16 protein-coding genes, 2 tRNA genes and 3 rRNA genes are annotated in these 25,541 nt (G+C 53.3%); 12 read left to right on the forward strand and 9 right to left on the reverse strand.

The features are described from left to right. Window position 1: 1 nt before the first annotated feature. The 5 genes from PSDT_RS00385 to tgt all read right to left on the reverse strand — a co-directional run bounded on the left by PSDT_RS00385 (window position 2) and on the right by tgt (window position 5,961). On the reverse strand, window positions 2–2,131 hold the full coding sequence (locus PSDT_RS00385) for an AlwI family type II restriction endonuclease (protein WP_006288385.1): 2,130 nt from the start codon (window positions 2,129–2,131) through the stop codon (window positions 2–4). After that, on the reverse strand, window positions 2,128–3,012 hold the full coding sequence (locus tag PSDT_RS00390) for a DNA adenine methylase (RefSeq protein WP_006290804.1): 885 nt from the start codon (window positions 3,010–3,012) through the stop codon (window positions 2,128–2,130). Before PSDT_RS00390 ends, PSDT_RS00385 begins: the two co-directional genes overlap by 4 nt. Further along, window positions 3,005–4,213, reverse strand: coding sequence for a DNA adenine methylase (locus PSDT_RS00395; RefSeq protein ID WP_006290803.1), 1,209 nt, complete (start codon window positions 4,211–4,213; stop codon window positions 3,005–3,007). Before PSDT_RS00395 ends, PSDT_RS00390 begins: the two co-directional genes overlap by 8 nt. Before the next feature lie 276 nt (window positions 4,214–4,489). After that, window positions 4,490–4,572, reverse strand: a tRNA-Leu gene (locus tag PSDT_RS00400). 105 nt (window positions 4,573–4,677) lie between these two features. After that, entirely contained in the window at window positions 4,678–5,961 is a 1,284-nt protein-coding gene (gene tgt, locus PSDT_RS00405) for a tRNA guanosine(34) transglycosylase Tgt (RefSeq protein ID WP_006288384.1), read from the reverse strand. A 323-nt stretch (window positions 5,962–6,284) separates the two neighbouring features. On the opposite strand from tgt, the gene PSDT_RS08455 reads away from it, so the two are divergent. From PSDT_RS08455 to PSDT_RS00435, 7 genes are all read left to right on the forward strand, one after another. Further along, the gene (locus PSDT_RS08455; RefSeq protein WP_190273302.1) at window positions 6,285–6,524 is read left to right on the forward strand and encodes a hypothetical protein; all 240 of its coding nucleotides are present in this window, start codon (window positions 6,285–6,287) and stop codon (window positions 6,522–6,524) included. Then, the gene (locus PSDT_RS00410) at window positions 6,437–8,941 is read left to right on the forward strand and encodes an AAA family ATPase (protein ID WP_231859827.1); all 2,505 of its coding nucleotides are present in this window, start codon (window positions 6,437–6,439) and stop codon (window positions 8,939–8,941) included. The genes PSDT_RS08455 and PSDT_RS00410 overlap by 88 nt, the downstream gene beginning before the upstream one ends. A gap of 175 nt (window positions 8,942–9,116) precedes the next feature. Beyond that, window positions 9,117–10,763: an FAD-dependent oxidoreductase gene (locus PSDT_RS00415; protein ID WP_006290802.1), complete on the forward strand. Its 1,647-nt coding sequence runs from the start codon at window positions 9,117–9,119 to the stop codon at window positions 10,761–10,763. Between the two features lie 32 nt (window positions 10,764–10,795). After that, window positions 10,796–11,857 (forward strand): zinc metalloprotease HtpX, encoded by a 1,062-nt coding sequence (htpX, locus tag PSDT_RS00420; protein ID WP_006288381.1) that lies wholly within the window; start codon window positions 10,796–10,798, stop codon window positions 11,855–11,857. Between the two features lie 233 nt (window positions 11,858–12,090). Continuing rightward, window positions 12,091–12,161, forward strand: a tRNA-Gly gene (locus tag PSDT_RS00425). Between the two features lie 192 nt (window positions 12,162–12,353). After that, on the forward strand, window positions 12,354–13,415 hold the full coding sequence (fbaA, locus tag PSDT_RS00430; RefSeq protein WP_006288380.1) for a class II fructose-bisphosphate aldolase: 1,062 nt from the start codon (window positions 12,354–12,356) through the stop codon (window positions 13,413–13,415). 276 nt (window positions 13,416–13,691) lie between these two features. After that, on the forward strand, window positions 13,692–14,993 hold the full coding sequence (locus PSDT_RS00435; RefSeq protein WP_006290801.1) for an adenylosuccinate synthase: 1,302 nt from the start codon (window positions 13,692–13,694) through the stop codon (window positions 14,991–14,993). A gap of 11 nt (window positions 14,994–15,004) precedes the next feature. Here the strand turns inward: PSDT_RS00435 and PSDT_RS00440 are convergent, their stop codons facing one another. The 3 genes from PSDT_RS00440 to PSDT_RS08305 all read right to left on the reverse strand — a co-directional run bounded on the left by PSDT_RS00440 (window position 15,005) and on the right by PSDT_RS08305 (window position 18,097). Further along, window positions 15,005–16,729, reverse strand: coding sequence for a ClC family H(+)/Cl(-) exchange transporter (locus tag PSDT_RS00440; RefSeq protein ID WP_006288378.1), 1,725 nt, complete (start codon window positions 16,727–16,729; stop codon window positions 15,005–15,007). After that, a complete protein-coding gene (locus PSDT_RS00445; protein WP_006288377.1) occupies window positions 16,710–17,609 on the reverse strand; it encodes an SIR2 family NAD-dependent protein deacylase in 900 nt (299 codons plus the stop codon). The genes PSDT_RS00440 and PSDT_RS00445 overlap by 20 nt, the downstream gene beginning before the upstream one ends. A 311-nt stretch (window positions 17,610–17,920) precedes the next feature. Continuing rightward, window positions 17,921–18,097 carry a hypothetical protein gene (locus PSDT_RS08305; RefSeq protein WP_154645718.1) on the reverse strand — a complete coding sequence of 59 codons (177 nt, stop codon included), beginning with the start codon at window positions 18,095–18,097 and terminating at the stop codon, window positions 17,921–17,923. Between the two features lie 6 nt (window positions 18,098–18,103). Between PSDT_RS08305 and PSDT_RS00450 the strand changes: the two genes are divergently transcribed. From PSDT_RS00450 to rrf, 3 genes are all read left to right on the forward strand, one after another. Next, window positions 18,104–19,631, forward strand: a 16S ribosomal RNA gene (locus PSDT_RS00450). 400 nt (window positions 19,632–20,031) lie between these two features. Then, window positions 20,032–23,102: ribosomal RNA gene (locus tag PSDT_RS00455) — 23S ribosomal RNA — on the forward strand. 149 nt (window positions 23,103–23,251) lie between these two features. Continuing rightward, window positions 23,252–23,368 (forward strand): 5S ribosomal RNA (gene rrf / locus PSDT_RS00460). Together the 16S, 23S and 5S rRNA genes form the textbook arrangement of a ribosomal RNA operon. 501 nt (window positions 23,369–23,869) lie before the next feature. Here rrf and PSDT_RS00465 read toward each other — a convergent pair. Continuing rightward, window positions 23,870–24,241: a phage holin family protein gene (locus tag PSDT_RS00465; RefSeq protein ID WP_006289436.1), complete on the reverse strand. Its 372-nt coding sequence runs from the start codon at window positions 24,239–24,241 to the stop codon at window positions 23,870–23,872. Window positions 24,242–24,509: 268 nt separating this feature from the next. Here PSDT_RS00465 and PSDT_RS00470 point away from each other — a divergent pair, with 268 nt between their 5' ends. Both PSDT_RS00470 and PSDT_RS00475 read left to right on the forward strand, forming a co-directional pair. Continuing rightward, window positions 24,510–25,046 carry a fluoride efflux transporter FluC gene (locus PSDT_RS00470; RefSeq protein ID WP_006289437.1) on the forward strand — a complete coding sequence of 179 codons (537 nt, stop codon included), beginning with the start codon at window positions 24,510–24,512 and terminating at the stop codon, window positions 25,044–25,046. Beyond that, window positions 25,043–25,459: a fluoride efflux transporter FluC gene (locus PSDT_RS00475; RefSeq protein WP_006289438.1), complete on the forward strand. Its 417-nt coding sequence runs from the start codon at window positions 25,043–25,045 to the stop codon at window positions 25,457–25,459. The genes PSDT_RS00470 and PSDT_RS00475 overlap by 4 nt, the downstream gene beginning before the upstream one ends. Window positions 25,460–25,541 lie beyond the last annotated feature (82 nt).

The following is a 25,541-nucleotide window of genomic DNA, read 5'->3' on the forward strand; positions in this document are numbered from 1 at the left end:
ATCATTCGCATGCTGTATCTAGTATCTTCTTTCTCCATGTTATATCGAAGGATTCTTCAGTTAGTGGTGCGTAGGAGCTATCAATTGCCTTAAAAAACTTTTGAGAACTAAACTGGCTATTTGAGCTAAAATCGATGAAGTCGCTTATTTGTAATGGCATTATTTTAATTGATCGCGTGAACTCACCGGGTCTATTAGATGATTCAAGTGGAACGGTAGCGACGGCTCGCCATATATTAATTGTATTTTGATCAAGGTTATTTGCGAGGAATAATGTTATGCACGGCTTAGGCGATTCAATCGCTAAATTAACGGAGTGTCGTAAGACTGGTTCCCACTCTCCGCGTTTTTGGGCTTGGGGATTCATCAGTGTGACTTCAAGCTGTAGAACTAGGTGACGATAGTCAATAACTATATCTCCTTTACCTCCGCCTGCATGAGTGAGAGGAAGGTAGCTAGAGTCAAATGTTAAGTTAAAAGAGTTTAATAAATCATAGTGTTCTTCTTTTGAAAGATAGAACCATGCAATACCTGAAATAAACTCAAAGATTGTAGGTATATCTGCTCCAGATGTAACCTCTTTTTGGATTTTTTTATCGTTTTTTCGATCGCAGAATAATTCGAGAATTTCGAACACTTTATTACGGGGGAACTCGTTCTGGATAAACTTTTCAAACTCTGTGGAACGCTGCTCTTCGAGATATTGTTCAAGCGTTTTCCCGGTATTAATTAGGTTATACGATTCTGCTACTTGCTGAATTTGCTCTTCAATATCTCTATCTTGGATGTTTAGGATTTCCATCAAAGAATTTAGTTGCCCGAAGGCACAATCATCCTTAACTTCATAGTCATCGTAGGAAGCTGTGCCAAATATATCAGTTTTAAGATTTTCCAAAATTGTCTGGTTGTTTAAAAGCGCTTTATTTTTGAGGGAAACAATGCCTGCCGTAATCTGGAAAAGCCCTGTAGATTTCAGAACGTAACGTGTGGGGCTTGCATATTCTCTCGCGATATCATAGAGCTTTGATTCGACGAAGCAATTGTAAAAAGTTAAATTAAAGCTGTCAATTTCAAAAGATAATAAGGGGTTATTATCATTGCTAATGACAAAATCTTCAAGCTTTGTGGACTGGGACTTAACATTAAAAAGTGCTTTACCGTACCCGAACGCCTTATTCAGTTCTGGCTTATTTGAATTATAAGTTTCAATAAGGCAATCAAGAGTAGCTTGACTTCGATCATGATTGAACGCGAAAAGATTTTTATAAAATCGATAGTAAACGTCTATCATCTTTTTTGATTTGCGATTAGTAAATAACTGATAAAACAAGCTTTTAGAAAATTGACCGTCACTTTGATCGATTTCATCGGACAAGCGTTGAATGTTAGCGCGAAGAAGTATATTCAGAAGGCCTGAATATCCGTTTTGTTCTAAGCATTTTACTAGTTCATCAGAGGTATAACCTAAATTTGGATTGGTAAGCTGAATAATACTAAAGAAATTTCTGTCTTCGTATAGAGCTTTATCAAAGTGATCGTCATTGAGGACTAGGTAAAGAGCAAGTTTGCCAGGGGAGTAATAATGAGTGGAGTCTGGACTATAAATTCGAATTTTTAGAAGCTGTCTAAGCATAAGTGCATTATCGGCAGGGAGACCTAGGGTTTGTTCAAGGAGATCTTTCTCGATTAATGATGGATCGAGTAGCGCACGACCCGATTGTGTCAACATGCGCTTTGGGGTAGCGAAACCTAGACTTACTAAAGAGCTTGTATAATGACGAGCTCGTTGTTCAATATTTTGGTCGAGATTGTTATATTGGCTCTCACTAGTATCTTTAAATTTTGCGTTTAGAGTAAAAAACTGCTGTTTTGCGGTGGAGTTAGTTTCAATAAATTTTTCAAAGTCATCTAGTCTTTCATGGTTCTTAAATGTATCAGGTGAATCCTCAACTGCTCGTTTATAAAAGTTAAATTGAACTAAGCTCTTCGGAAACGACTGCCACGGATTGGATGGGCTAATTCGAAAATCATCCAAGATTTTAGCATAGCTTTTATATGCATTGAGTATGTCGTTGCGCCGGCCATTAGTATCAATAAGGGAGAATACCTTTGCCTGTTTTTTAAGTTTCATTGGTTCGTCACCATAACCTCTCTACTTTTTCCGCGGTTAGTATGGTAGTTGGAATTATTGAATGAGTTGGAGAGATCAGTTACTCTATACTGACTCGCCCAATCTATTAATCGCTGATTTCGTTTTCCCTTATGCTCGAAGACATTACTAAGTATAAATGCTACTCCACTCTGGTTAGCCTTATCAAGATACTGCATGAGCTCAAGATCATCCTTGTCTGTCCATCCCCCATTTTCGTTGTAGGCGGCTGTTGTGATTAGGTACGGAGGGTCAGCGTAAATCAAATCTCCGGAAGAAGGTTTAATATTGCGAAAATCTTCTGATTTAAGTTGAGGAGAGATCTTTTGCCACGCTTTGCTAAAGTTCTGGAGCTTAGTTCGCATATTTTTATTAAAATCTCGTTTTCCAACAGGAACGTTGAAATCCCCATGACTATTAAATCGAATTTGATTATTGAAAGCGAATAGTATTAGCGCATACAAGTAGAGGGGTTTTTGGCTCGTGTCGATTAGTGAGTTGTAATAGTTACGTAGCCTTGAATATCCGATCCTATTAATGTTTGCTAGCCCTTCTTTAGATGAAGCACCATAAAAGGTATAGCCCATTTTGAATGTATTTGTCAGCTCGAATTCTCGGATGATTGAGTCAATTTCTAGCTCGACATTATTTGGTGAATTAGTCTGGATATATTCGAATAAATCGATTAGGGGCTTGTTTATATCGTTAAAAACGTAGTTTTGCGCATGGGGGTAATTTATTGTTACAACTCCGCTTCCGCCGAATAAGTCGATGAAAGTCCTGCATTTATCGGGGAATGCGGGGAGTATCTGGTCCAGAATCCGGTATTTGCTTCCGGTATAATTAAGAAAAGAGTTAATCATTTTTGTCAACTTTTAATAAATACAGTAGTTCTTTATGGTTACGGATTTGCGATTTTCCTGACGAGAATGGCTTGAATTCCTTCTCAAATACAAATGCTTGACCGCGCTGTTTAAGGGATTCCATGATTTCTTCATGAGAGATCTTTGAGTTCGACCTACCCACGCCTTTCTTTGCCATATTATTGAAGGATACAAGCACGTACTTTGCGTTAATGTGTGTTATGAGGTTATTAAATGCTGCTGGAGCACTTACTAGGTTATATTTGCTTTTGCGATCTTGGCGATCTGTACTTTTTCGAGCAACTCCAATGATTTCAGGCTTATTCCAATCTGCAATATTCTCTAAAACATGGTAAGTATCGACATACTGACGTGAATTATAGGGTGTATCAATATAAATTAAATCCGCGTAAATATGTTTAACTAGGTCGTTGGCATCTTCCTCAAAGATTTCGCTATTATAGTTTTTGTTTATAAGAGGTGGTTTGAAGAGGACAGGTGCAAAAGAGTCCATTTTTTTTCGGTATGCATCGTAGTGCCCGACGGTATTGGCAACTTTATCGCTTCCGTAAATTATTGAGGTAATAAGAATTGCGAGTTCTCTATCGTTAAATGAATTTTTGTTGTCTTCGACCCATTGCCGGGCACTGCTGATTTTGTTTGCGTTCTCTTGGCTGAAATATCTATTGCCATATGCTTTTTCTAGATATCCGTCTCCATAATCATGAAGAGAATTCATCTTGGACAATGCGGAATTAATGTGTTTTCTATTAACTTGCTCGTGACCAAAAAACGTTTTATATACTAGGTAGTTCGAGTGGAGGATGTCGTTAATTATGACATGTTTGCCTTGAGAAGCGAACATATTTGCGACGACACCCGTGCCCGCAAAAATATCGGCAACAGAGCTTACACCATTTGTATATTCTGAAACAATTTGATTAATAAAGGGTAGTAACTTTTCTTTTGAGCCAAGATAGCGGCGGTTGTTGATCTGAAAATAAGAACTTTCCCGTTTGGTTTCTTTGATGGCGAGTCTATGGTTATCAATATTATCCCTTACCCTTTTTGTCCTTTCGATATCCCAAATAAGATGGCCTCTGTCATCGCGAGGAATGCTAATGAGCCCCTGCCGTCTCCATAAGTACAGGGTTTGCCGAGAAACGCCAAGCATTTCTGCAGCCTCTTGAGTAGTCATCATATATGCATCGCTCCCACTTTACACTTTATAAGGTATATGGTAACAGGAGGCCACTCAAAATTTTAAACGGTGAGTGTGAAGTAAATTTATCTATAAACATGGTCTGAAATGTATAGAAATGAGAAATAGTGTGCTTCCCCAAAACTATTAATATCGAGATAGGGCACAGTCGAAAATTAGGTAATTGTAAGACTTAAATAAAAAGCAACGGAATATACAGGGAGAAGAACGAACCTAGCTGAATCCCGAGAGAAGGAAATCCGAAAAGAAGTAACGTGCGCGCGGGGGGAGTTGAACCCCCACGAGCTTGCGCTCACTAGCACCTGAAGCTAGCGCGTCTACCATTCCGCCACGCGCGCGTACATTGGTACACGATAGCACGGCCGGCCCCCAGACGCAATTCTTGGCGGGCTGGCCGTGTCGCGCGTAGTTTTGCGGCTGAATCCGGCTCGGCTTCGCTAGCCTCAGCCTCTGGAACCGTTAGCGTAGAAGCGAGCCAGGGTCTGGTCGCGGAAGTCATGGAAATAACCGCCATCCATGGATTCGCGGATCTCATCCAAAAGCCGGACGAAGAAACGCTCGTTGTGAATGGTGGCCAAAGTGGCCCCGACCATCTCGCCCGACCGCAGCAAGTGGCAGATGTAAGCCCGGGAATAATGCTGGCAGGTGTAGCAGTCGCAACCTTCCTCAATCGGCCGGAAGTCGGTTTTCATGGCCGACCGCTTGACGTTCCAACGGCCGTCATGGGTGAAGACGGCTCCGTTGCGAGCTGTGCGGGCGGGGGAGACGCAGTCGAAAGTGTCGCCCCCGTTCTCCACGCAGGCGAAGATGTCATCCACGGCCGCGATCCCCAGAATGTGCCTGGGCTTGTTCTCCGGCAGCTCATCGCAGGCCCAAGAGCAGATCTCTCCAATGATTCGCTTTTCCATGGCCCCGCCGATCCCAAAACCGTCAAAATCAAGAGAGCCGATGCCGGCCGCCGCCTTGTGCCGCAGATCCTCGTAATTCGCCCCCTGAACCACGCCGAACAAGGCCTGATAAGGCTTGCCCAGGCGCTCGGCCGTCAGCCTTTGATGCTCGGCCAGGCACCGCTTGGCCCAACGGAAGGTGCGCTCCACGGACTGCTCTTGGTAACGCTTGGTGTTCATGAGCGTGGTCAGTTCGTCAAAGGCGAACATGATGTCAGCCCCCAGCTTGTGTTGGATCCCCATGGAGATTTCCGCCGAAAACCGTTTCTTTTCGCCGTTGAGGGGGGAATTGAAAGTCACGCCGTCCTCGTCCACGAAGGCGAGGCGCTCCTTGCCGGAAGCGACGGCCTTGTCCGACTTGGCCGTCTCCAGGTCCATGGCCAGGGTCTTCTTGAAGCCGGCCCCCAGAGACATGACTTGGAAGCCGCCGGAATCGGTGAAAGTGGGCTTGTCCCAGTTCATGAACTCGCCCAGACCACCGGCTGCGTCCAGCACGTCTTCGCCCGGCCGCTCGAACAGGTGGAAGGCGTTGGCCAGGGTGCATTGGGCGCCTAGGTCGGTCATGGATTCGGGCAGGACCCCTTTCATAGCCGCCTGAGTGGCGACGGGCACGAAGGCCGGGGTGTGGATGTCCCCATGCGGGGTGTGGATGACCCCGGTACGGCCGTGTTTGCCTTCCAGCCGGGTGCCGGTCTCAAAGCCGAAGGCCGACCGGTCTCCCGGCTTGCCCTTCACAGCCCCCTTGGGATGCAAGGTGTGGCCGGTCGCTGTGTTGCTCATAGTCTGTCCAATCCTGTCTTGTTTTGTTCAGTTCTGTCTTTATGTTTCTTTTTTGCTGATTTGTTTTTGTCGACTGTCTCGCCGGCGAATTCCTTATCCGCAAGCTCTTTCCATCTGTCGATATTATCTGCCGATATTCTCCTGATATTCTCCCCAAACCCCTCTATAAATAAGAGAATTAGCTATATCTAGTATAGCTAGGCTCAAACTACGCATTCAGTAATGTCTATATCGGGTTCTGGCCGTAAAATCTTTATTTAGTAGAAAGTCTATTGTCTGCAGGGATAACGGATGATACCTAATGAATAAGGATGGAGAAGCTAATGTCAGATGATTTCCTTTCAAAAGTCCATGTAAGCGGAAGAGTTTTTGGGAAAGAGGGAATAGATTTAGAGCTTTTTAGAAAGAAGAAGAATAAGAAGAGGGGGGGGGTGGTGCCAGCAAGCTTCCTGTGTACCTTCCTGTACATTGGTCCGTGGTTTTTGGGAAAAATGGTTCTGGAAAATCAACGATTGCGCATGCTCTGTACCAATATAGTCAGAATGGCGTTGGCATACCTGTAACAAATGGGGAGATGCCAGTTGAAGCCAAGTTTTCATATGTCAACGAATATGGCAAAAATGATCCGTCAAATGGCGGCAATCAACAGTTGCTTCCCCAGAATTGTTTTGTATACGGAGATGACTACCGCAGGGAGAAGATTCGATTTTCCGAGTCGAATCTTGGAGCGATAGCTGTGGTAGAGGCGAATCTTATAACGAAACAGAAACTACAAGATGCTAATGCTGAGTTAGAGGGAAAGAAAGACGATTACGACAAATTTATAACGGAATTTGGCAGTGAAACGCAGGAGAGTGATAGAGTCGGCTGGCAGGGTACGAAAGGGAAAGAGGTGAATGAGAAAAGAAAAAACGTCGAGCGGTGTTTTAAGTCTGATGGTCTAGGACTTGATGATGAGAATAGTTCTTTGCCGCAAATTATAGGGAAACTTATAAATCGGAATAGCACGGCTAAACGATATCGGTTTGAAAATATTCAGAAAAAATTCGAAAGCTTTACGGATAATAGTGATTCTGGATATCTCCAAGATGAGAAAGAAAGACTAAGGACTAAACTTAAGCAGTTCTTGTCCGATAGGGGAGCCAAAGAAGCTAAGGAAAACAATGGTACCGACATACAGAAAATAGCTTTCCAGCTACAATTTGACGAACTGAAGAGACTACTGGAGCATGCTTGTCAAGAGTTATGCCGGAAGAGCGAAGTATGCTCAAACTCTCTTGCTCAGAGTATAAGCGATCCTGATAATCATGTAGATATTAAGGCTACCGAAGACTTGGTTGAAAGTGGGCAACAACTATGTAGTCTTTGTTTGCAAGAGCTTTCTGCAGAGTATCGTGAAGATTTGCGTAAAGCGCTTGATTCGATTCGTGCAGATAAGGATAATCAAAAGGCTCAAGGAAAAATCGCCAAACTGATTGACAAGATTAATTCAATCATTAATCGCATTCAAGAATGCTGTTCGGAGGTCGAACAGTTATCGCAAATCATTGAAGGGGTACAATTACAGGACTTTCAAAATACCGCTAACAATTTAGGAAACTCGCTCAAAAAGATTGCTTTGCGTTTACAAGAAAAGCTGAATAAGCCAGGATTAATTGATGATCAGGATTATTCAACTGAAATTTATTCCGAATTTGATGCTTTTTATGGCTCTATTGCGGCTGTGAATAGTAAGGTTGAAGCGTTCGAAAAGAACCAGTCACGGTTAGATCAGGAAAAGGATGAGCTGGTTACTGATCTTGAGAAATATGCTGTCAGGAAATTCCTCGTATGCTGGGAGGAGTATCAGAAGGCTCAATCTGAGTATGAAAATGGTAGGCAGCTGGTCGTGGAAGCTAAAAGAAGATTAGACGATGCCGATGGTAAGGTTCGTGAACTCGAATCAAGTTTCAAGGGTTACGGAACTGCTTTAAAAGAGATTAATAATAATCTGCAAATTGTTTTTCTTGATTCAAATCGCTTAAGTCTTGAAGACGCTGGCAATGGAGAGTACCAGATAAAGTCGAGAGGTAAAGCTGTAAGTTTATCGCAACTTTCCGATGGCGAAAAAAACGCTATCGCTCTTTCTGCCTTCTTTGCTTCTATATTCGAAAATAAACAAGAAGACTATGAATTTAATAGTGATATGTTACTCGTTCTTGATGATCCTATTAGTTCTTTTGATTTTGTCAATGAAACTGGGATTCTTGGATTAGTACAGACGCAGTGCCGAAAAATACGAGATGAGCATTGCAAGCAAAAAGAGTATTTTCACTGTATGATTTTGACACATAGTATCCCTGTACTTTACGAGTTCAATACGCTTGGTTCAAGCACTGGCGGTCTTTATAAGCAGAAGAAAGATTCATGCTGTTCATATGAGCTTAAGGTCACTAATAAGATTAGTAACAATACTAATGTCTCTATGCCCGAATCAAAAGAGCTGAACGTTGATAGCCTTAAACCTGTGTACATGATGTTAACAAGGGAAGTGTACGCATTTGTTGCTGGGAGCGGTGGGAGAAATGATCGGCTATCAGGAAATGATTTAAGACGAGCTTTTGAAGAGTATTCGTTTTTTAACTTTGATGAAGGGGCGACAGCCCTTACTTCTGACGATCAAATAATTGATAATGCGAGGCTAAGCCAAGAGATAAAACAACTTATTAAAGATACGCAGTTTCACTATTGGTTTAATGGAGATAGTCATGGGGAAACGAGTGCGAAAAGTGGAGGCGTGCCAATTCATTTTCCCACTGATGAAGGCACAGAAGAAAAGCTTGCGAAGCTTCTTCTTATTTTCTTAGACGGAATACATCCAACAGGGCTGATAGGCATACTTTGTGGTTCGAACTTTAATCAGTCTCAGTCTAAGAAGAAAAAGGAGGTGGAGGCGAATCTCAAGAAGTGGAAAAATGAATTGCTCGGAATTAGTAGCTGAAACTTTTTTCGAAAAGGTTTGCTCTGTGTTTCTGTACGAAGAATTACAATTGTCCGTAGTGAGCCTCCAGCCGTTAGGCCAATAGGTTGTTCCTTTTCTTTAGAATAATACTTTGTTAAAGATGATTTCATGACTGTTGGTTTATTGACAATGGTGTGTAACGTAAGGAGCATCTATGTCTGAAGAACTGGGAACTTTTCCTGCTTCTAGATTCGCCACCGCTGATTCCGCCCCTTTGCGGGTGGCGGTCGTGGGGGCTGGCCCTGCCGGCGTTTACACGGCTGACATCCTCATGCGGCAGATCAAGGCCCAAGGTCCCAGCATGGGTCTGCCCGCCGAGGCCCAGGTCGACCTTTTCGAGAAGCTGCCGGTGCCCTTCGGCCTGGTCCGTTACGGGGTGGCTCCGGACCATCCTTCCGTCAAATTCATCATGGGGGCTTTGGAGAAGACCCTGAACAACCCCAACATCCGCCTTTTCGCCGACGTCGAGTTTGGCAAAGACGTCACCCTGCCTGACCTGCAGCGTTTTTACGATGCCGTCATCTTCGCCACCGGAGCCGTGGACGACCGTCCTCTGCGTCTGAAAGGTCACGATTTGCAAGGTGTCTACGGGGCCGCCAAATTCGTGGAATGGTATGACGGCTATCCCGACGCCCCCCTGACCTGGCCTCTGACCGCCAGGAAGATCGCCGTCATCGGCGGCGGCAACGTGGCCATGGACGTCTCCCGCCTCCTGGTCCGCTATCCCCAGGACCTGCTGGGGACCGACATCCCCGACAACGTCTACCAGGGACTGGACGCCAATCAGGCCCAGGAAGTGCGTGTTTTCGTCCGCCGCGACGTGGCCCATGCCAAATTCTCGGTTCAGGAGCTGCGTGAGATGGAAGAGCTGCCAGGCGTGCAGATCATCACCGACGACGCCGATTTCGAGCTCTCCCAGGAGACCCTGCAGGTCGCCGCGGAAGACAAGCTGACCCGGCAGATGGTGGAGGAGCTTTTCTCCGTCCACGACCTTTCCCTGGATATGGAGGATGCCGGCGGGGCCGACTTCCAAGGCCGGCCGGCTCGCAGGAAGTACTACTTGCATTTCAACTCCAACCCGGTGGAGATCCTGGGCGAAGATGGGGAAGTGCGGTCCATCCGGATCGAGCGGACCCAGACCAGTCCTGATGGGCGTATGATTTCCACAGGCGAATTCACCGATTATCCGGTGGACGCCGTCTACCATGCGATCGGCTACAAGCCGGCCCAGGTGGCTGGCATCCCCTATGATGAGTCCGCTTACACTTTGCGGAATGAAGGCGGTCGCATCGTGACCGGCCCAAAGGATGATGGTGGCGAGGGCGGCCAGAAGGATGTTGCCGGTCAGAATGGCGATGGCAGGAATGGCGAGGGCGAGAGCATCATCCCCTTTACTTATGCGACCGGCTGGGCCAAACGCGGACCGGTGGGCTTGATCGGCTCCACCAAGTCCGACGCCCTGGACACGGTCAGCGCCATCCTCAATGATTGGGCCGTTTCGGGCAAGGCCGGTCACATCGCCGCCGAAACCGACCAGGACCCCCATGCCATCGAGCGCTTCCTGGCCGACCGCGGCATCGCCCCCATGACCTACCAGGATTGGCGTCTGGTCGACCAATATGAGCGGTCCGAAGGGGCCAAGGTCGGTCGCGAACACATCAAAGTGGTTTCCGCCGACCAGCTGCGGGCCATCGGTCATCAAACCGGCGCCGAAACCAGTGTTGAGACCGATGCCAAAACTGGCGTCGAAAATGATGCCAAAGCTAACCTCGAAACCGATGCCAAATCTGACATCGACTGATTCAGAACTGACTGCGAGATAGGACTTCTACGATGGGCAATCAAAAATTCCATGTGCACGGTCACGCTAACGGGCTGAAGACCATCATTCTCTTCGGGCTTATGTGGGCGGTCATCCTCCTGATTTGGTATTTGACCGGGGCTCGCCAATCCACCCTGGTCTATTATCTGGTCGTCGCCGTGATCATGACCTTCGGCTCCTACTGGTTCTCGGACAGGCTGGCCACCGCCTCCATGGGCGCTCGCCAGGTCTCGGAGGAGGAGGCGCCCAATCTCTATGCCATCGTGCGCGAGCTGTCCACCAAGGCCGGCAAACCCATGCCGAAGATCTACATCGCCCCGACCATGTCTCCCAACGCCTTCGCGACCGGCCGCAACGAGAGGCACGCGGCGGTCTGCTGTACCCAAGGGATCCTGCAGATGCTCAACTATCGCGAGATCCGCGGCGTCCTGGGCCATGAGCTCATGCATGTCTATAACCATGACATCCTCACTTCGTCCATCGCCTCCGCTATGTCCATGGTCATCACTTACCTGGGTTATTCCCTCATGTACTTCGGCGGCGGCCGGGATGATGACCGCCGCGGAGCCAATCCGCTGGGCGCCTTGCTGGCCATGATCCTGGCCCCCATTGGCGCCTCGCTGATTCAGATGGCCATCTCCCGCACCCGCGAGTACGACGCGGACGAAGACGGCAGCAAGCTGACCGAGGATCCGGAAGCTTTGGCGAACGCCTTGACCAAGATCGAGGCCGGGGTGGCGGCGGCCCCCATGCGGCCGTCCAACGCGACCCGGACCATGTCCGCCGTCATGATCGCCAACCCCTTCAGCGCCAAATCCGTCAGCCAGCTTTTCTCCACCCATCCGCCCACCGCCGACCGCATCGCCCGCTTAGAGGAAATGCAGGCCGAAATGTACGGGAGCGGAGGTGCGAACATGGCCGGAGCAGCGGGCGCGACCGGCGTGGCCGGCGTCATGAACCTGGCTGAGAACGAGGCCGCGAACGTGGACGGCCCCGGCGCCGGCCCCCAAATGCCGAATCAGGCATCGGGTCAGCCGTCTGGTCAAATGCCGAATTCTGGTCCTTTCGCCTAAGTCGCTGGAATCAGTAACCTCGCCATAATCGCTGACTTGTCAGAATAGCCAACCCGCCGAAGTCGCTAGCTCGCCATAATCGTTAATTCACCGGAATCGCTGACCTGTCAGAATAGCCAATCCACCGAAACCGTTAGATCACCGAACAATTCGCCACGATTTCACCCGCTGTTTGCCCCTATGTGTTACACTAGCTTCTGTTGGTTGGACGTCCTCTAATGCCAACCAACTTTGCGGATGTAGTTCATCGGTAGAATGGAAGCTTCCCAAGCTTCAGAGGCGGGTCCGACTCCCGTCATCCGCTCCCTTCAGCCCCGAATCTTACGGTTCGGGGCTTTTTCGTGGAGGTCAAAGTGACACTCAACGCATGTAGAAAAACGACTTTGGCGGAATCAAGCCAATCTCGATTTTGTACTTGCGTTCAGTGCCATTTGGGCCCCGTATATCGGGGAAATTTGCCTTGCCGGATGTAGGAAAGCCGTGTGATAATGGGTACATGACTATTGCAACACCGGAACGTTATCAGGAAATGCTCGACGCCGCGCGCAAAGGCGGTTACGCTTATCCGGCCATCAATGTGACCAGTTCCCAGACTTTGAACGCGGCCTTGCAAGGCTTCGCCGACGCTCAGTCCGACGGTATCATCCAGGTTTCGGTGGGGTCCGCGTCCTACCTGTCCGGCCAGCGCGTGACCGACCGGGTGACGGGGTCCCTAGCCTTGGCCAAGTACGCCCATGAGGTCGCCAAGCACTACCCCAACATCACCATCGCCTTGCATACCGATCATTGCGCCAAGCAGTATCTGGACGGATGGGTCCGCCCCCTGCTGGGCATCGAGGCGGACGAAGTGGCCCACGGGCAGGAGCCCACTTTCCAGTCCCACATGTGGGATGGGTCCGCCATTTCCTTGGATGAGAACCTTTCCATCGCCGAAGAGCTCTTGGAGAAGTCGGTGAAGGCCCACACTATTTTGGAGATTGAGATCGGGGCCGTCGGCGGCGAGGAAGACGGGATTACCGGGGCTATCGACGACAAGCTTTATTCCACTCCCGAGGATGCTTACAAGGTGGCTCAGCGCCTGGGCATGGGGGAGAAGGGCCGGTACATGACCGCCTTCACCTTCGGCAACGTCCACGGTTCTTATAAGCCCGGTTACGTCAAGCTGCGGCCGGGGCTCTTGGGGACCATCCAGTCCGAGGCCCAGAAGCAGATCAACAAGGGCCTGATTTCCGCCCCCACCCCCGTGGCTCCTGACGGCAAGCCTTTCCTTCTGGTCTTCCACGGCGGCTCCGGCTCTTTGCCGGCTGAGATCGCCGAGGCCGTCTCCCATGGCGTGGTCAAGATGAATGTGGATACCGACACCCAATACGCTTTCACCAGGGCCATCGCCGGCCATATGTTCGCCAACTACGACAAGGTTCTCAAGGTGGATTCCGGCATAGGCGAGAAGGCCGAGTATGACCCCCGATCCTGGGGCCGCAAGGGCGAGGATTCCATGGCCGCCCGGGTGGTCGAGGCTTGCGTCAACCTCGGTTCCGCCGGCAAAGCTTTGCGCTAGGGCTTTGTGATAAGACCTCTCGTCGGATTTCCGCCGGTGCGGTAGGCTGAAGTTTTGCGCTGATGTCTTAAGTTGAGGCTTGGGGTAGGCGCTGACTTTCTTCTGGCCCAGCCCCTCGCCTCCGGCCCGCGGCCGCCCAAGACCTTCGTCCCCTGCTTTCGTAATCCTTGCCTCGCGAGCCATCACATTGTGAGACGGTTGGGGGCTTCCTTTTTCTCCGGCTTCTTCGCGCCCTTGTAGAATGGGCACGTAATAACCGCAAAACAGGGGTCGGATATGGCAGGGATTGTGCTCATTGGCGCTCAATGGGGAGACGAAGGCAAGGGCAAGGCGACCGATTTGATCGGCACCCGAGTGGATTACGTAGCCCGGTTCAACGGCGGGAACAACGCCGGCCATACCGTGGTGGTGGATGGGCAGACGTACGCCCTTCATCTGCTTCCTTCCGGGATCATCAACCCCAACATCATCCCCGTCATCGGCAACGGGGTGGTCATCGATATGGAAGTTCTCTTCCAGGAGATCGACGCTTTGGAATCCCGCGGAATCGACTGTTCCAAGCTGCTGGTTTCCGACAGCGCCCACATCATCGCCCCTTATGACCGGGTGATAGACAAGGTGACGGAACGCTTCCTGGGCAAGCATAAGATCGGCACCACGGGCCGCGGAATCGGGCCGACTTACGCCGATAAGATCAACCGGGTGGGCATCCGCGTCCATGACCTCTTCCATCCCGATCATTTGCGGGACAAAGTGGAGGCCTCTTTGCATCAGAAGAACCAGATGCTGGTCAAGCTTTACAACCGCAGGGCCATCGATGTGGATCAGACCACGGAGGAGCTGCTGAAGCTGGGGGAGCGCCTGCGGCCGTATGTGGCCAACACCCAGAACGTCCTCAACCAGGCCTTGAACCAGGACAATACCGTTCTTTTCGAAGGCGGCCAGGCGACCATGCTGGACATCGACCACGGCACTTACCCCTTCGTGACTTCCTCCAACCCCACCGCCGGCGGCGCCTGCACGGGAACAGGGGTCGGCCCCACTAAGATCGACCGCGTCATCGGCGTGTCCAAAGCCTATATCACCCGTGTGGGCGAAGGGCCTTTCCCCACCGAGCTGGATGGGGAAGAGGGGGAGTGGCTGCGGGCCCAGGGTCACGAATACGGCGTGACCACCGGTCGCCCCCGTCGTTGCGGCTGGTTCGACGCCGTCGTCAATCGTTACGCCACCGAAGTCAATGGCCTGACCGACATCGTCCTGACCAAGCTGGACGTTCTGACCGGCCTGGAGCGCATTCCTGTCTGCGTGGCTTATCAGGTGGAGAACGCCGATGGGACGGTGACCAGGCACGACACCATGCCGACCGATCAGGAGGCTTTCGCCACCGCCCGGCCCATCTATGAGGAGCTGCCCGGTTGGAGCGAGGACATTAGCCAAGTCCGGCGTTTCGAGGACCTCCCCGTGAATACGCGGAACTATGTGCATCGTCTGGAGGAGCTGTCCGGCTGCCGGATTTCCGCCATTGGGGTCGGCGCAGCCCGTGAGCAGATCATTTCCGTCCATGACCTGCTGGATTGATTTTGGGCTAATCAAACCTGAATCAATCCAGCTTGTTCCGTTGGCCGACCGAAATCGGTCACCGGACTGTTTTCGCACAATTCGGTCATGAGCTTGCGGGCATGCCTTTCGTCGATTCCCGAGAAAAGGACGATCAGGGCGTCCCCGGCTTTCAGGAGACTGTCTTTCTGAGGGACGAACTCCTGATTTCCCCGCCGGATGGTGATGATATCGGTGTGATGGGGCCATTCCACGGATCCCAGAGGCTTGCCGGCGGCCACGCTCCCCACTTGCACGGGGATTTCGAACATGCCCGAATGGGCGGGGATGGCCGAAATGTCCGTCTTTTCGTGCTGGGCCATGTAACGGCTGAGCAGGGCCGGGTAAATCGGTTTGATATGCAAGGCGTCGGAGACCAGCAAGGAGATGAAGGCGACCGCGGCCACCGGGAACATGTGCACCAGGGAGCCGGACATCTCCATGACCAGGAGGATGGAGGTGATGGGGGCTTTCACCGCCGCCGTCAAAGCCCCGGCCATGGCCAGGACGGCGAAGACCGGAATCGTGTCGCGGCTCAGCTGGCCCGGCGCCACGAGGATGATGATCCGGGCGAAGATGCTCCCGGACAAGGCCCCAGCCGCCAGGATGGGCATGAAGATGCCGCCGGGCACGCCGGAACTGTAGCTGGTGGCGGTGAAGAGGACCTTGACCACCAAGAGGGTGCACAACAAGGCCAGGGAGCCTTGGGCCCTTTCAGCGAATTGGATGGTGTTGGCCCCACCGCCCAGGCTCAAGGGCAGAAAGAGGCCGCAAGGCAAGGCGATGACGAGGGCGACGGCGGTCCTAGCGTAAGGAGGTATCCGCCCGTAAAGGGTCTGGAAGCCCAGGAGGCACAGGTTCATGATTACCCCGACGAGGCCGGCCACCAGTCCCAAAGGCAGGAGCCAGAGGTATTTCTGCAGGGGCAATTGCTTCACCGAAGCGAAATCCAAGACGGGCTTGAGGCCGAAACAATACTTGGATACGACGTCCGACGACAGGGCGGCCGTCATGGCCGTGATCAGGACGGAGGGGGAGAAGCTTTTATGCACCTCTTCCAAGGCGAACATCATGCCGGACAGGGGGGCGTTGAAGGCCGCGGACAGGCCGGCCGCTGCTCCGCTGGTGATGAGCGTGTTCTCTTCCACGGCGTTCCTGCTCATCTTCCCGCCCACCGCTTTCGAAGCGGCGGCCCCTATCTGGATGGAAGGGCCCTCCCGCCCGAGCGACAGGCCGAAAAGGCTACATAAGAGACCGCCCACGAAGCGGACGATCAGCACCGACCACCAGCGCAGCTTCAGTCCCCAGAGCAAGGTCCCTTCGGTTTGTGGTATGCCGGACCCGGACGCCATCGGCTCCCAGGCGGTCAACCTGGTGATGATGATCGTGGCCAGGGCGACGGCCGCGGCCCATCCCAGGAAGCCCAGTGGATGCAGTTTCGACCATCCGTAGGCCTTCCCGGCGAATTGCGTCCCGTATTGAATCCCCAAGCGGTACCCGACCACCAGGACCCCCGCTAGCAGGCCGCAGACCACCCCGCGGGCGGCGGTCAGCCACCGTCGGCGGTTGGCCCCTTTCAACAGTTGGAGCGTATGCGAGTAGTGTCTCAGGCCTCGATGGGACTGGGCCAAGGGTCGGGTCGCTTCGGTTTTCTCTTCTGGGCCGTCTGCGCTTGCCGCATCGCCCGAATTTGCCGTCTTAGACTTGTCCGGATTCATTTTCGTGCCCGTTCCCGTTCATACTCCGGTTCCCATTCCTGTCCGTTTCTCTGTCTAGGCTCGCATCCTCGTTCCCGTTCATATCCGCATCGTTCCCGTGCTCGTCGATCACCTCCTGAACCAGCCGCGGCAAGGCCTCCTGGATTGGCTCATGGATCAGACGCGAAGCCAGCCCGTCGTACTGCGTCGCCCCCATGTTCATGATGGTGATCGGCACCCCGGCCCTCGCCGCCATGGGCGCCAGCAGGGCGGCCGGGAAAACCTCCAAAGTGGATCCGATCGCCCAGAATTCGTCCGCCTGCTCCACCAGGCGCTGGCTCTTCTCCATGGCCCCTTCGGGCAAGGCCTCGCCGAAGTAGGTCACGTCGGTTTTGATGATCCCGTTGCAGGGCATGTTGTTTTTGAAAGGCAGCGGACGTCGGCAGTGAGGGTCGGGGTTCTCGTCCAGATGGTCCATGATCTCGGCCGTATCGTACTTCTTATGGCAGCGCATGCAGTGGGAACTGGCGATGGTCCCATGGAGATTGACGATCACCGCCTCGCTGTTGCCGGCCTTCTCGTGCAGCCCGTCGAAGTTCTGGGTCGCCAGCAGGCTCAGAAGCCCCGCCTTCTCCAAGTCCACCAAGGCCTGATGGGCCACCCCGGGCCGCGCGTTCCACACAGGGGACTCCTTCTGCCACCGCCAGGAGTATTCGCGGTCTTCCGTGCTGGTCATGAAGGACTGGATGTCGTAAACGTTCATCTGTTCCGGGTGTTTGGTCCAGACGCCTTCCGGCCCGCGGAAATCCGGTATGCCCGCGCTGGTCGATATCCCCGCTCCGGTCAGTACGGCTATCCGATAAGGATGATGCCGGTTTTGGTTCGTATGGCTCTGGTTCATTTGTGGTGCCTCCTCTTCCATGGCGAAAGTCCCATAGCGAAAGCGATGATAAGTCCTTGCCGTCGAGCTTTGGATTGCTTTGTATTGCCTTATATCGATTTCTGTATTGCTTTTTATTGTAGGCCCACATCTGGGCGAGGCGTCTGGCCCGGGGTATCGTTGGGAATAAAGGCGACACGCCGATTGTTTGCCAGGAGTGGGCGCTTCGTGTATAGTTCTTTTTTGCTGCCTGGTGCGGTGGCTTGCTGGTTCGTCTGGTGGGTCGCTTGTTGGTGTGGTGGTGGTTTGAGAACTCAAGAGCGTGTTTTGTGCTACTTTTTATGCTTGATCGACTGGGCATTCCTGTTTGGGGGTGTTTGGTTGTTTTTGGTTATTGTTTTTTGATATGCCAGTTTGTGTGCTTCCATGGGTTCTGCCGGGTTTTCGTTTGGTGGGGTTTGTGGTTGCGCCGTTTTTTCTTGTTTTTGTTGGGCCGTTTGGCTTTCCATGAGTTTTTTGTGGAGGGTTCGATTCTGGCTCAGGACGAACGCTGGCGGCGTGCTTAACACATGCAAGTCGAACGGGATCCTCTCCAGCTTGCTGGGGGGGTGAGAGTGGCGAACGGGTGAGTAATGCGTGACTAACCTGCCTCATGGTCTGGAATAGCTCCTGGAAACGGGTGGTAATGCCGGATGGTCCAACTTTCCGCATGGTTTGTTGGGAAAGCTTTTGCGCCATGGGATGGGGTCGCGTCCTATCAGCTTGTTGGTGGGGTGTTGGCCTACCAAGGCTTCGACGGGTAGCCGGCCTAAGAGGGCGACCGGCCACATTGGGACTGAGATACGGCCCAGACTCCTACGGGAGGCAGCAGTGGGGAATATTGCACAATGGGGGGAACCCTGATGCAGCGACGCCGCGTGCGGGATGGAGGCCTTCGGGTCGTGAACCGCTTTTACAGGGGAGCAAGCTTTCGGGTGAGTTAACTTTGTGAATAAGCACCGGCTAACTACGTGCCAGCAGCCGCGGTAATACGTAGGGTGCAAGCGTTGTCCGGATTTATTGGGCGTAAAGGGCTCGTAGGCGGTTCGTCGCGTCTGGTGTGAAAGCCCGCTGCTTAACGGTGGGTTTGCGTTGGATACGGGCGGGCTTGAGTGCAGTAGGGGAGACTGGAATTCTCGGTGTAACGGTGGAATGTGTAGATATCGGGAAGAACACCTATGGCGAAGGCAGGTCTCTGGGCTGTTACTGACGCTGAGGAGCGAAAGCGTGGGGAGCGAACAGGATTAGATACCCTGGTAGTCCACGCTGTAAACGGTGGACGCTGGATGTGGGGCCCATTTCCACGGGTTCCGTGTCGGAGCTAACGCGTTAAGCGTCCCGCCTGGGGAGTACGGCCGCAAGGCTAAAACTCAAAGAAATTGACGGGGGCCCGCACAAGCGGCGGAGCATGCGGATTAATTCGATGCAACGCGAAGAACCTTACCAGGGCTTGACATGTTGACGATCGCCTCAGAGATGGGGCTTCCCTTCGGGGCGTCTTCACAGGTGGTGCATGGTCGTCGTCAGCTCGTGTCGTGAGATGTTGGGTTAAGTCCCGCAACGAGCGCAACCCTCGCTTTGTGTTGCCAGCGGGTCGTGCCGGGTACTCGCAAGGGACCGCCGGGGTTAACTCGGAGGAAGGTGGGGATGACGTCAGATCATCATGCCCCTTACGTCCTGGGCTTCACGCATGCTACAATGGCCGGTACAGCGGGATGCGATGCCGTGAGGCGGAGCGGATCCTGTAAAACCGGTCTCAGTTCGGATCGGAGCCTGCAACTCGGCTCCGTGAAGGTGGAGTCGCTAGTAATCGCGGATCAGCAACGCCGCGGTGAATGCGTTCCCGGGCCTTGTACACACCGCCCGTCAAGTCATGAAAGTGGGCAGCACCCGAAGCCGGTGGCCTAACCCTTGTGGGGGGAGCCGTCTAAGGTGAGGTCCGCGATTGGGACTAAGTCGTAACAAGGTAGCCGTACCGGAAGGTGCGGCTGGATCACCTCCTTTCTACGGAGAATTTTCAGGGCGCCTGGTTGGGCGCCTGTCGTGTGGGCCGGCGTTCCGCCGGTCGTGGTGTGGAGAATGTCAAGAGACATGAAGTGGTATGGGGCGCGCTGTTGGGTTCCCGGATCGCGACTGCGAGACGGGTAGGGCCCTCCGGTTCGGGGGCGTGGGGCGTGGTTCCTCGTCGTCGGCTGGTGTGGCGTGGTTGTTTGAGAACTGGATAGTGGACGCGAGCAGACACCGGCCTTTTTCGCGGCTGGTGTTTGTGTTGCATTTCATCAGGTTCCACGGTGTGTTTCACCGTGGTTCTTGTTTGGATGCTTTAGTTTAGTGTGATCATTTGATTTGTTGTGATGATTTGTGTTGTCTGGATTGATAGGCTGTGAGTGTTTTGGCGTTGCGTTGATTTGCTTGCTAAGGCTCATGGTGGATGCCTGGGCGCGCATTGCCGATGAAAGACGCGTGGGGCCGCGATAGGCCTCGGGGAGCCGCCGACTGGGCTTTGATCCGAGGGTGTCTGAATGGGGGAACCCGCCAGCTTGTGGCTGGCACCGCCGTTGAGGCGGGGGGTACGCAGGGAAGTGAAACATCTCAGTACCTGCAGGAAAGGATATTCCGTGAGTAGTGGCGAGCGAAAGCGGAGCAGACCAAACCGGTCGCGTGTGATAGGCTCCAGCCGTTGCGCGTCCGGTGTTGTGGGACGCTGCTGCGCCCTCCTGGAGGGGGGTGGGGCAGTGATAAAGCCGTGTGTGAGCCGAGAGCGGTTGAATACGCTGCCGGAGAGGGTGATGGCCCCGTAGGCGAAGGCGCACGGCCTGTCTTGTGGCGTTCCCAAGTAGCGCGGGACTCGTGGAATCCCGCGTGAATCCGCCCCGACCGTGGGGTAAGTCTAAATATGAGTGCGTGACCGATAGTGGACGAGTACCGTGAGGGAAAGGTGAAAAGTAGCCCGGGAGGGTAGTGAAATAGTTCCTGAAACCATGTGCTGTCAAACCGTCAGAGCCTTGAGGGGTGATGGCGTGCCTATCGAAAAATGAGTCTGCGAGTCAGTGGCGTGTAGCGAGGTTAAGCCGTGTGGCGGAGCCGTAGCGAAAGCGAGTGTGAAGAGCGCGATTTTCTAGTTGCATGTTCTGGACCCGAAGCGGGATGATCTAGCCTTGAGCAGGTTGAAGCGCGGGTGAGACCGCGTGGAGGACCGCACCCACCTAGGTTGAAAACTGGGGGGATGACTTGTGGCTAGGGGTGAAAGGCCAATCAAATTCCGTGATAGCTGGTTCTCTCCGAAATGCATTTAGGTGCAGCGTCAACGGCCGCCTGGTGGGGGTAGAGCTACTGGATGCCAAAGGGCCCGTCTGGGGTACCGATGGCAACCAAACTCCGAATACCATGCAGGTTTCGCGTTGGCAGTGAGTCAGCGGGGGATAAGCTCCGTTGTCGAAAGGGAAACAGCCCAGATCGTCGTCTAAGGTCCCTAAGCGTGTGCTAAGTGGGAAAGGATGTGGAGTCGCATGGACAGCCAGGAGGTTGGCTCAGAAGCAGCTATCCTTGAAAGAGTGCGTAACAGCTCACTGGTCTAGTGGTTCCGCGCCGACAATGTAGCGGGGCTCAAGCACACCACCGAAGACGCGGCGACCGGTATTCTTGCTGGTTGGGTAGGAGAGCGTTCCCCAGGGGGTGAAGCGGCGGTGGAAACCGTCGTGGACCGTGGGGAAGTGAGAATGCAGACATGAGTAACGAGACGCGGGGTACGATCCCGCGCGCTGGATGACCGAGGGTTCCGGGGCCACGTTCGACGTCCCCGGGTGAGTCGGGTCCTAAGGCGAGGCCGACAGGCGTAGTCGAATGGATGAACGGGTTGATATTCCCGTACCGGTTCGCAACCGTCCGATCCGAGGCGTCAGGCCTCATGGTCGGCTGGCGGCCGCCCGCCCCTTCGGGGGCGGCTGGTCCGCTTGTCTTTCCGTGATGGCGGGCGTAGTAGGGTAGCAGAGGAGTGACGCATGGGGGATGCCGCGCGGCCTGGTGGTTATGGTCGTGCAAGCAGGTAGGCCGCGGGAGAGGCAAATCCGTCCCGCTTGAGGCTGAGATGTGACGCCGTCGGCCCTTCTGGGGTCGGCGTGCGGCTGGTCCTCGTGCCGAGAAAAGCTTCGCTGCGAGGGTGCGGACCGCCCGTACCGCAAACCGACACTGGTGGTCAAGTAGAGTATACTAAAGCGTTCGAGTGAATCCTGGTCAAGGAACTCGGCAAATTGCTCCCGTGCCTTCGGCATAAGGGAGACCCCGGGGGGTGAAGCCACACGCTGGTGGAGCCTTCTGGGGTGGCACAGGCCAGGGGGTAGCGACTGTTTACCAAAAACACAGGTGCATGCGAAGACGTAAGTCGCTGTATATGCACTGACGCCTGCCCGGTGCCGGAAGGTTAAGAGGATCCGTCAACGCTTCGGCGCGAAGCGGTGAATTCAAGCCCCGGTAAACGGCGGTGGTAACTATAACCATCCTAAGGTAGCGAAATTCCTTGTCGGGTAAGTTCCGACCTGCACGAATGGCGTAACGACTTCCCCACTGTCTCGACCAGGACCTCGGTGAAATTGCAGTACGAGTAAAGATGCTCGTTAAGCGCAGAAGGACGAAAAGACCCCGGGACCTTTACTATACCTTGGTATTGTCGTTCGCTGCTGGTTGTGTAGAATAGGCGGGAGACCGTGAAGCGTGGACGCTAGTTCGTGCGGAGTCGCCAAGTGAAATACCGTTCTGCTGGCAGTGGGCGTCTAACCTGGAACAGTCATCCTGTTCAGGGACAGTGCCTGGCGGGTAGTTTAACTGGGGCGGTTGCCTCCTAAAGAGTAACGGAGGCGCTCAAAGGTTCCCTCAACCCGGTTGGCAATCGGGTGGTGAGTGTAATCGCACAAGGGAGCTTGACTGCGAGAGTGACGGCTCGAGCAGGGACGAAAGTCGGAGATAGTGATCCGGTGCCGGTGTACGGACGCGGCATCGCTCAACGGATAAAAGGTACCCCGGGGATAACAGGCTGATCATTCCCAAGAGTCCATATCGACGGGATGGTTTGGCACCTCGATGTCGGCTCGTCGCATCCTGGGGCTGGAGCAGGTCCCAAGGGTTCGGCCGTTCGCCGATTAAAGCGGCACGCGAGCTGGGTTCAGAACGTCGTGAGACAGTTTGGTCTCTATCCTCTGCGCTCGTTGGAATCTTGAGGAGCCCTGCCCATAGTACGAGAGGACCTGGGTGGACGAACCTCTGGTATGCCAGTTGTCACGCCAGTGGCACGGCTGGTTAGCTACGTTCGGAGGGGATAACCGCTGAAAGCATCTAAGCGGGAAGCCCTCTCCCAGATAAGGATTCCTTCCCACCTCGAGTGGGTGAAGCCTCCCCGCCAGAACACGGGGTCGATAGGCCGGACGTGGAAGCATGGCGACATGCGCAGCCGACCGGTACTAACAGGCGACGGCAAACACACGCATCACACACTCCTTACTGCAGCCTGCGATCCTTGACGACACAAGGAACAGCGGATTCACACGCGATCACACGCGGCGTCCACCATCCGGTCCCCCGACAACCACACAACCCCCCACCACCCGGTGGGGACGCATAACAGAAAGACTTGTGGCGGCCATGGCCCAGGGGAAACGCCCAGCACCATTCCGAACCTGGAAGCTAAGACCTGGCACGGCAATGATACTCCACCCGACAGGGTGCGGGAAAGTAGCACGCCGCCACACCACAACGCGGAAGCCCCTCCCGACGAACAACCCGGAAGGGGCCTCCCCTTATATATACACCCGCCCCCCTCGCAACAGCGTAAGACGACAACCAACAACACCGACAACCACAAAAACAACCACACACACAACCGAGCTTTACGTAAGCAGACGTGTGGGTATAGGGATTGCAGACGATTCAGCGATCAGACTTACTGTCGGTAATTGAACTGACGCCAGCAATCAATCGGCAATCAGTAAGTAATCAATTAACAATCAAGAATCAATCAGCGATCAAGCTGGTTCCAGTTATACAACTCGTTTCAGTCGCCAAATCTATTGCAGCAATCCAATTCCTGGAGCAATCGCACTTCGGAACAATCATCAATTGGAGAATTCATCAATCAAATAAATCAGGCCCCTGACTGGCATCTTTCGTCGATCAGGGGCTTTGCTTATTCAGGGGCGAGCGACAGGTATCCGCCCGAAACTCAGAACTGTAAAAGGCCGGAATTCGATCATTCAGCTCAAAGATCCCAGAAGGGAACTCAAGATATCGGAAAGGATGGCCAGGATCACGGCACCGAGCAAGGCCCACCAGAAACTCGCGAAGACCACGCCGACACCGAAAACGCCGGTCGCCATGGCCGAAGCCAGGGCAACCATGGCCACGTTGATGAGGATGGAGGCGATGCCCAGGGTGAGGAAGGTGACCGGGATGGCCAGGAACTGGATGATCGGCTTGATGGAGGCGTTGATCAAGGCCATGAAGAGGGCGAACGCCCCATAAGCCAGGAATTTGTTGGAGCCAATGACGTGCGCTCCGGGGAGGAGCCAGCACATGATGCCGCAGGCGAGTGTCATCGCCAGCCATCGTACAAAGAAACTTTTCATGTCAACATTATAACGACGACCGCTGTCCCTTTCTTGAGAGCGGTGAATAAATTCAACAGGAATAACTTAAGAGGAATAGGGCTCAGGAGCAAATTACGAGAATAAATCACAAAAATAAGGCCACATGACAATCACAAGAATGAATTCAACGGGAATGGTTCAAGAGTCTATATGCTGCCTGGCGGGTGTCGAGACAAGCTTTTCACAGGACGTTTACAAAGTCACGCCCCTGTCTAGGATAAGATAATTGCGTGGCAGGAGGCAAGGCATGACTGGTACAGGAGCGCGGGCAGGGCTCAATCCTTTGACGGACTGGTCCCTCTACGCAGCCGTCTTTTTGGGCGGCTGTCTGGGCACTGCCTTGCGCTACGGCCTGTCTTTGATACCCGGCCTCTCCGCCCATGACTTCGCTACTTTACTGGCCAATCTTCTGGCCTCGTTCATCTACGCCGCCCTGACTTCCTTCTTGGCGGGGACTCGGGCCAAGACCAGATGGCGGGATCCCCATCAAAGGGAGATTATCAACAGGACTTTCGGGATGGGCTTCTGCGGTGGCCTGTCCACCATGTCCACTTTGGCCTGGGAATCGGTCCAGGGCTTCCTCGGGACTGCTGGGGCAGGCGGAGCCATTGGTTCTGCTGATTCCGCCAGTGCCAAAGCGCTTGCTGCATCGGGTGCGGCCAAGCCGGCCGTCGCCCTCGCCCTCGCCTATCTGATCGCCACTTTCGCCTGCGGTCTGGTCTGCTCCTACATCGGCGCGTACCTCGGCGCCCGAATCGGGAAAACCTCGGGGGAGCGCGTATGAACCACGGTCTTTTGTTTTTATTCGTCTGCCTGTGCGGAGGTTCGGGCGCGGCCTGTCGCTTCATCCTGGACACGGCCATCAAAAGGGTCTGGTCCCGCTCTTTCCCGCTATCCACGACAATCATCAATCTCCTCGCCTCCCTGCTTTTGGGCCTGATCATGGGGCTGTTGGCAGGGTCGGGGACGGGCCGGGCGTCATCATCTCCCAGCGTTGGCCTGGTCGTCTTCAAGACGGTCGCCACCAGCGGCTTCCTGGGCGGGTTCTCCACCTTTTCGACCGCGATCAACGAGTCAAGGGAGCTCCTGCAAAAGGGGAAGAAGGGAACCGGGGCCGCCTATCTGGCTGTGTCCATGATCGGTCCCGCCTTGTGCGCTTGGGCCGGCTACGCTTTGGGGATGGTCCTCAGACTGTAGTTTATTCGAAACGGAAACCGGTCATGCCAAAAGAAAGAAGCCGGAAGAACGACAATCATGGCTGGAGGTGACAGGTCACTGA

The organism is Parascardovia denticolens DSM 10105 = JCM 12538 (genome assembly GCF_001042675.1).
Lineage (GTDB): Bacteria > Actinomycetota > Actinomycetes > Actinomycetales > Bifidobacteriaceae > Scardovia > Scardovia denticolens.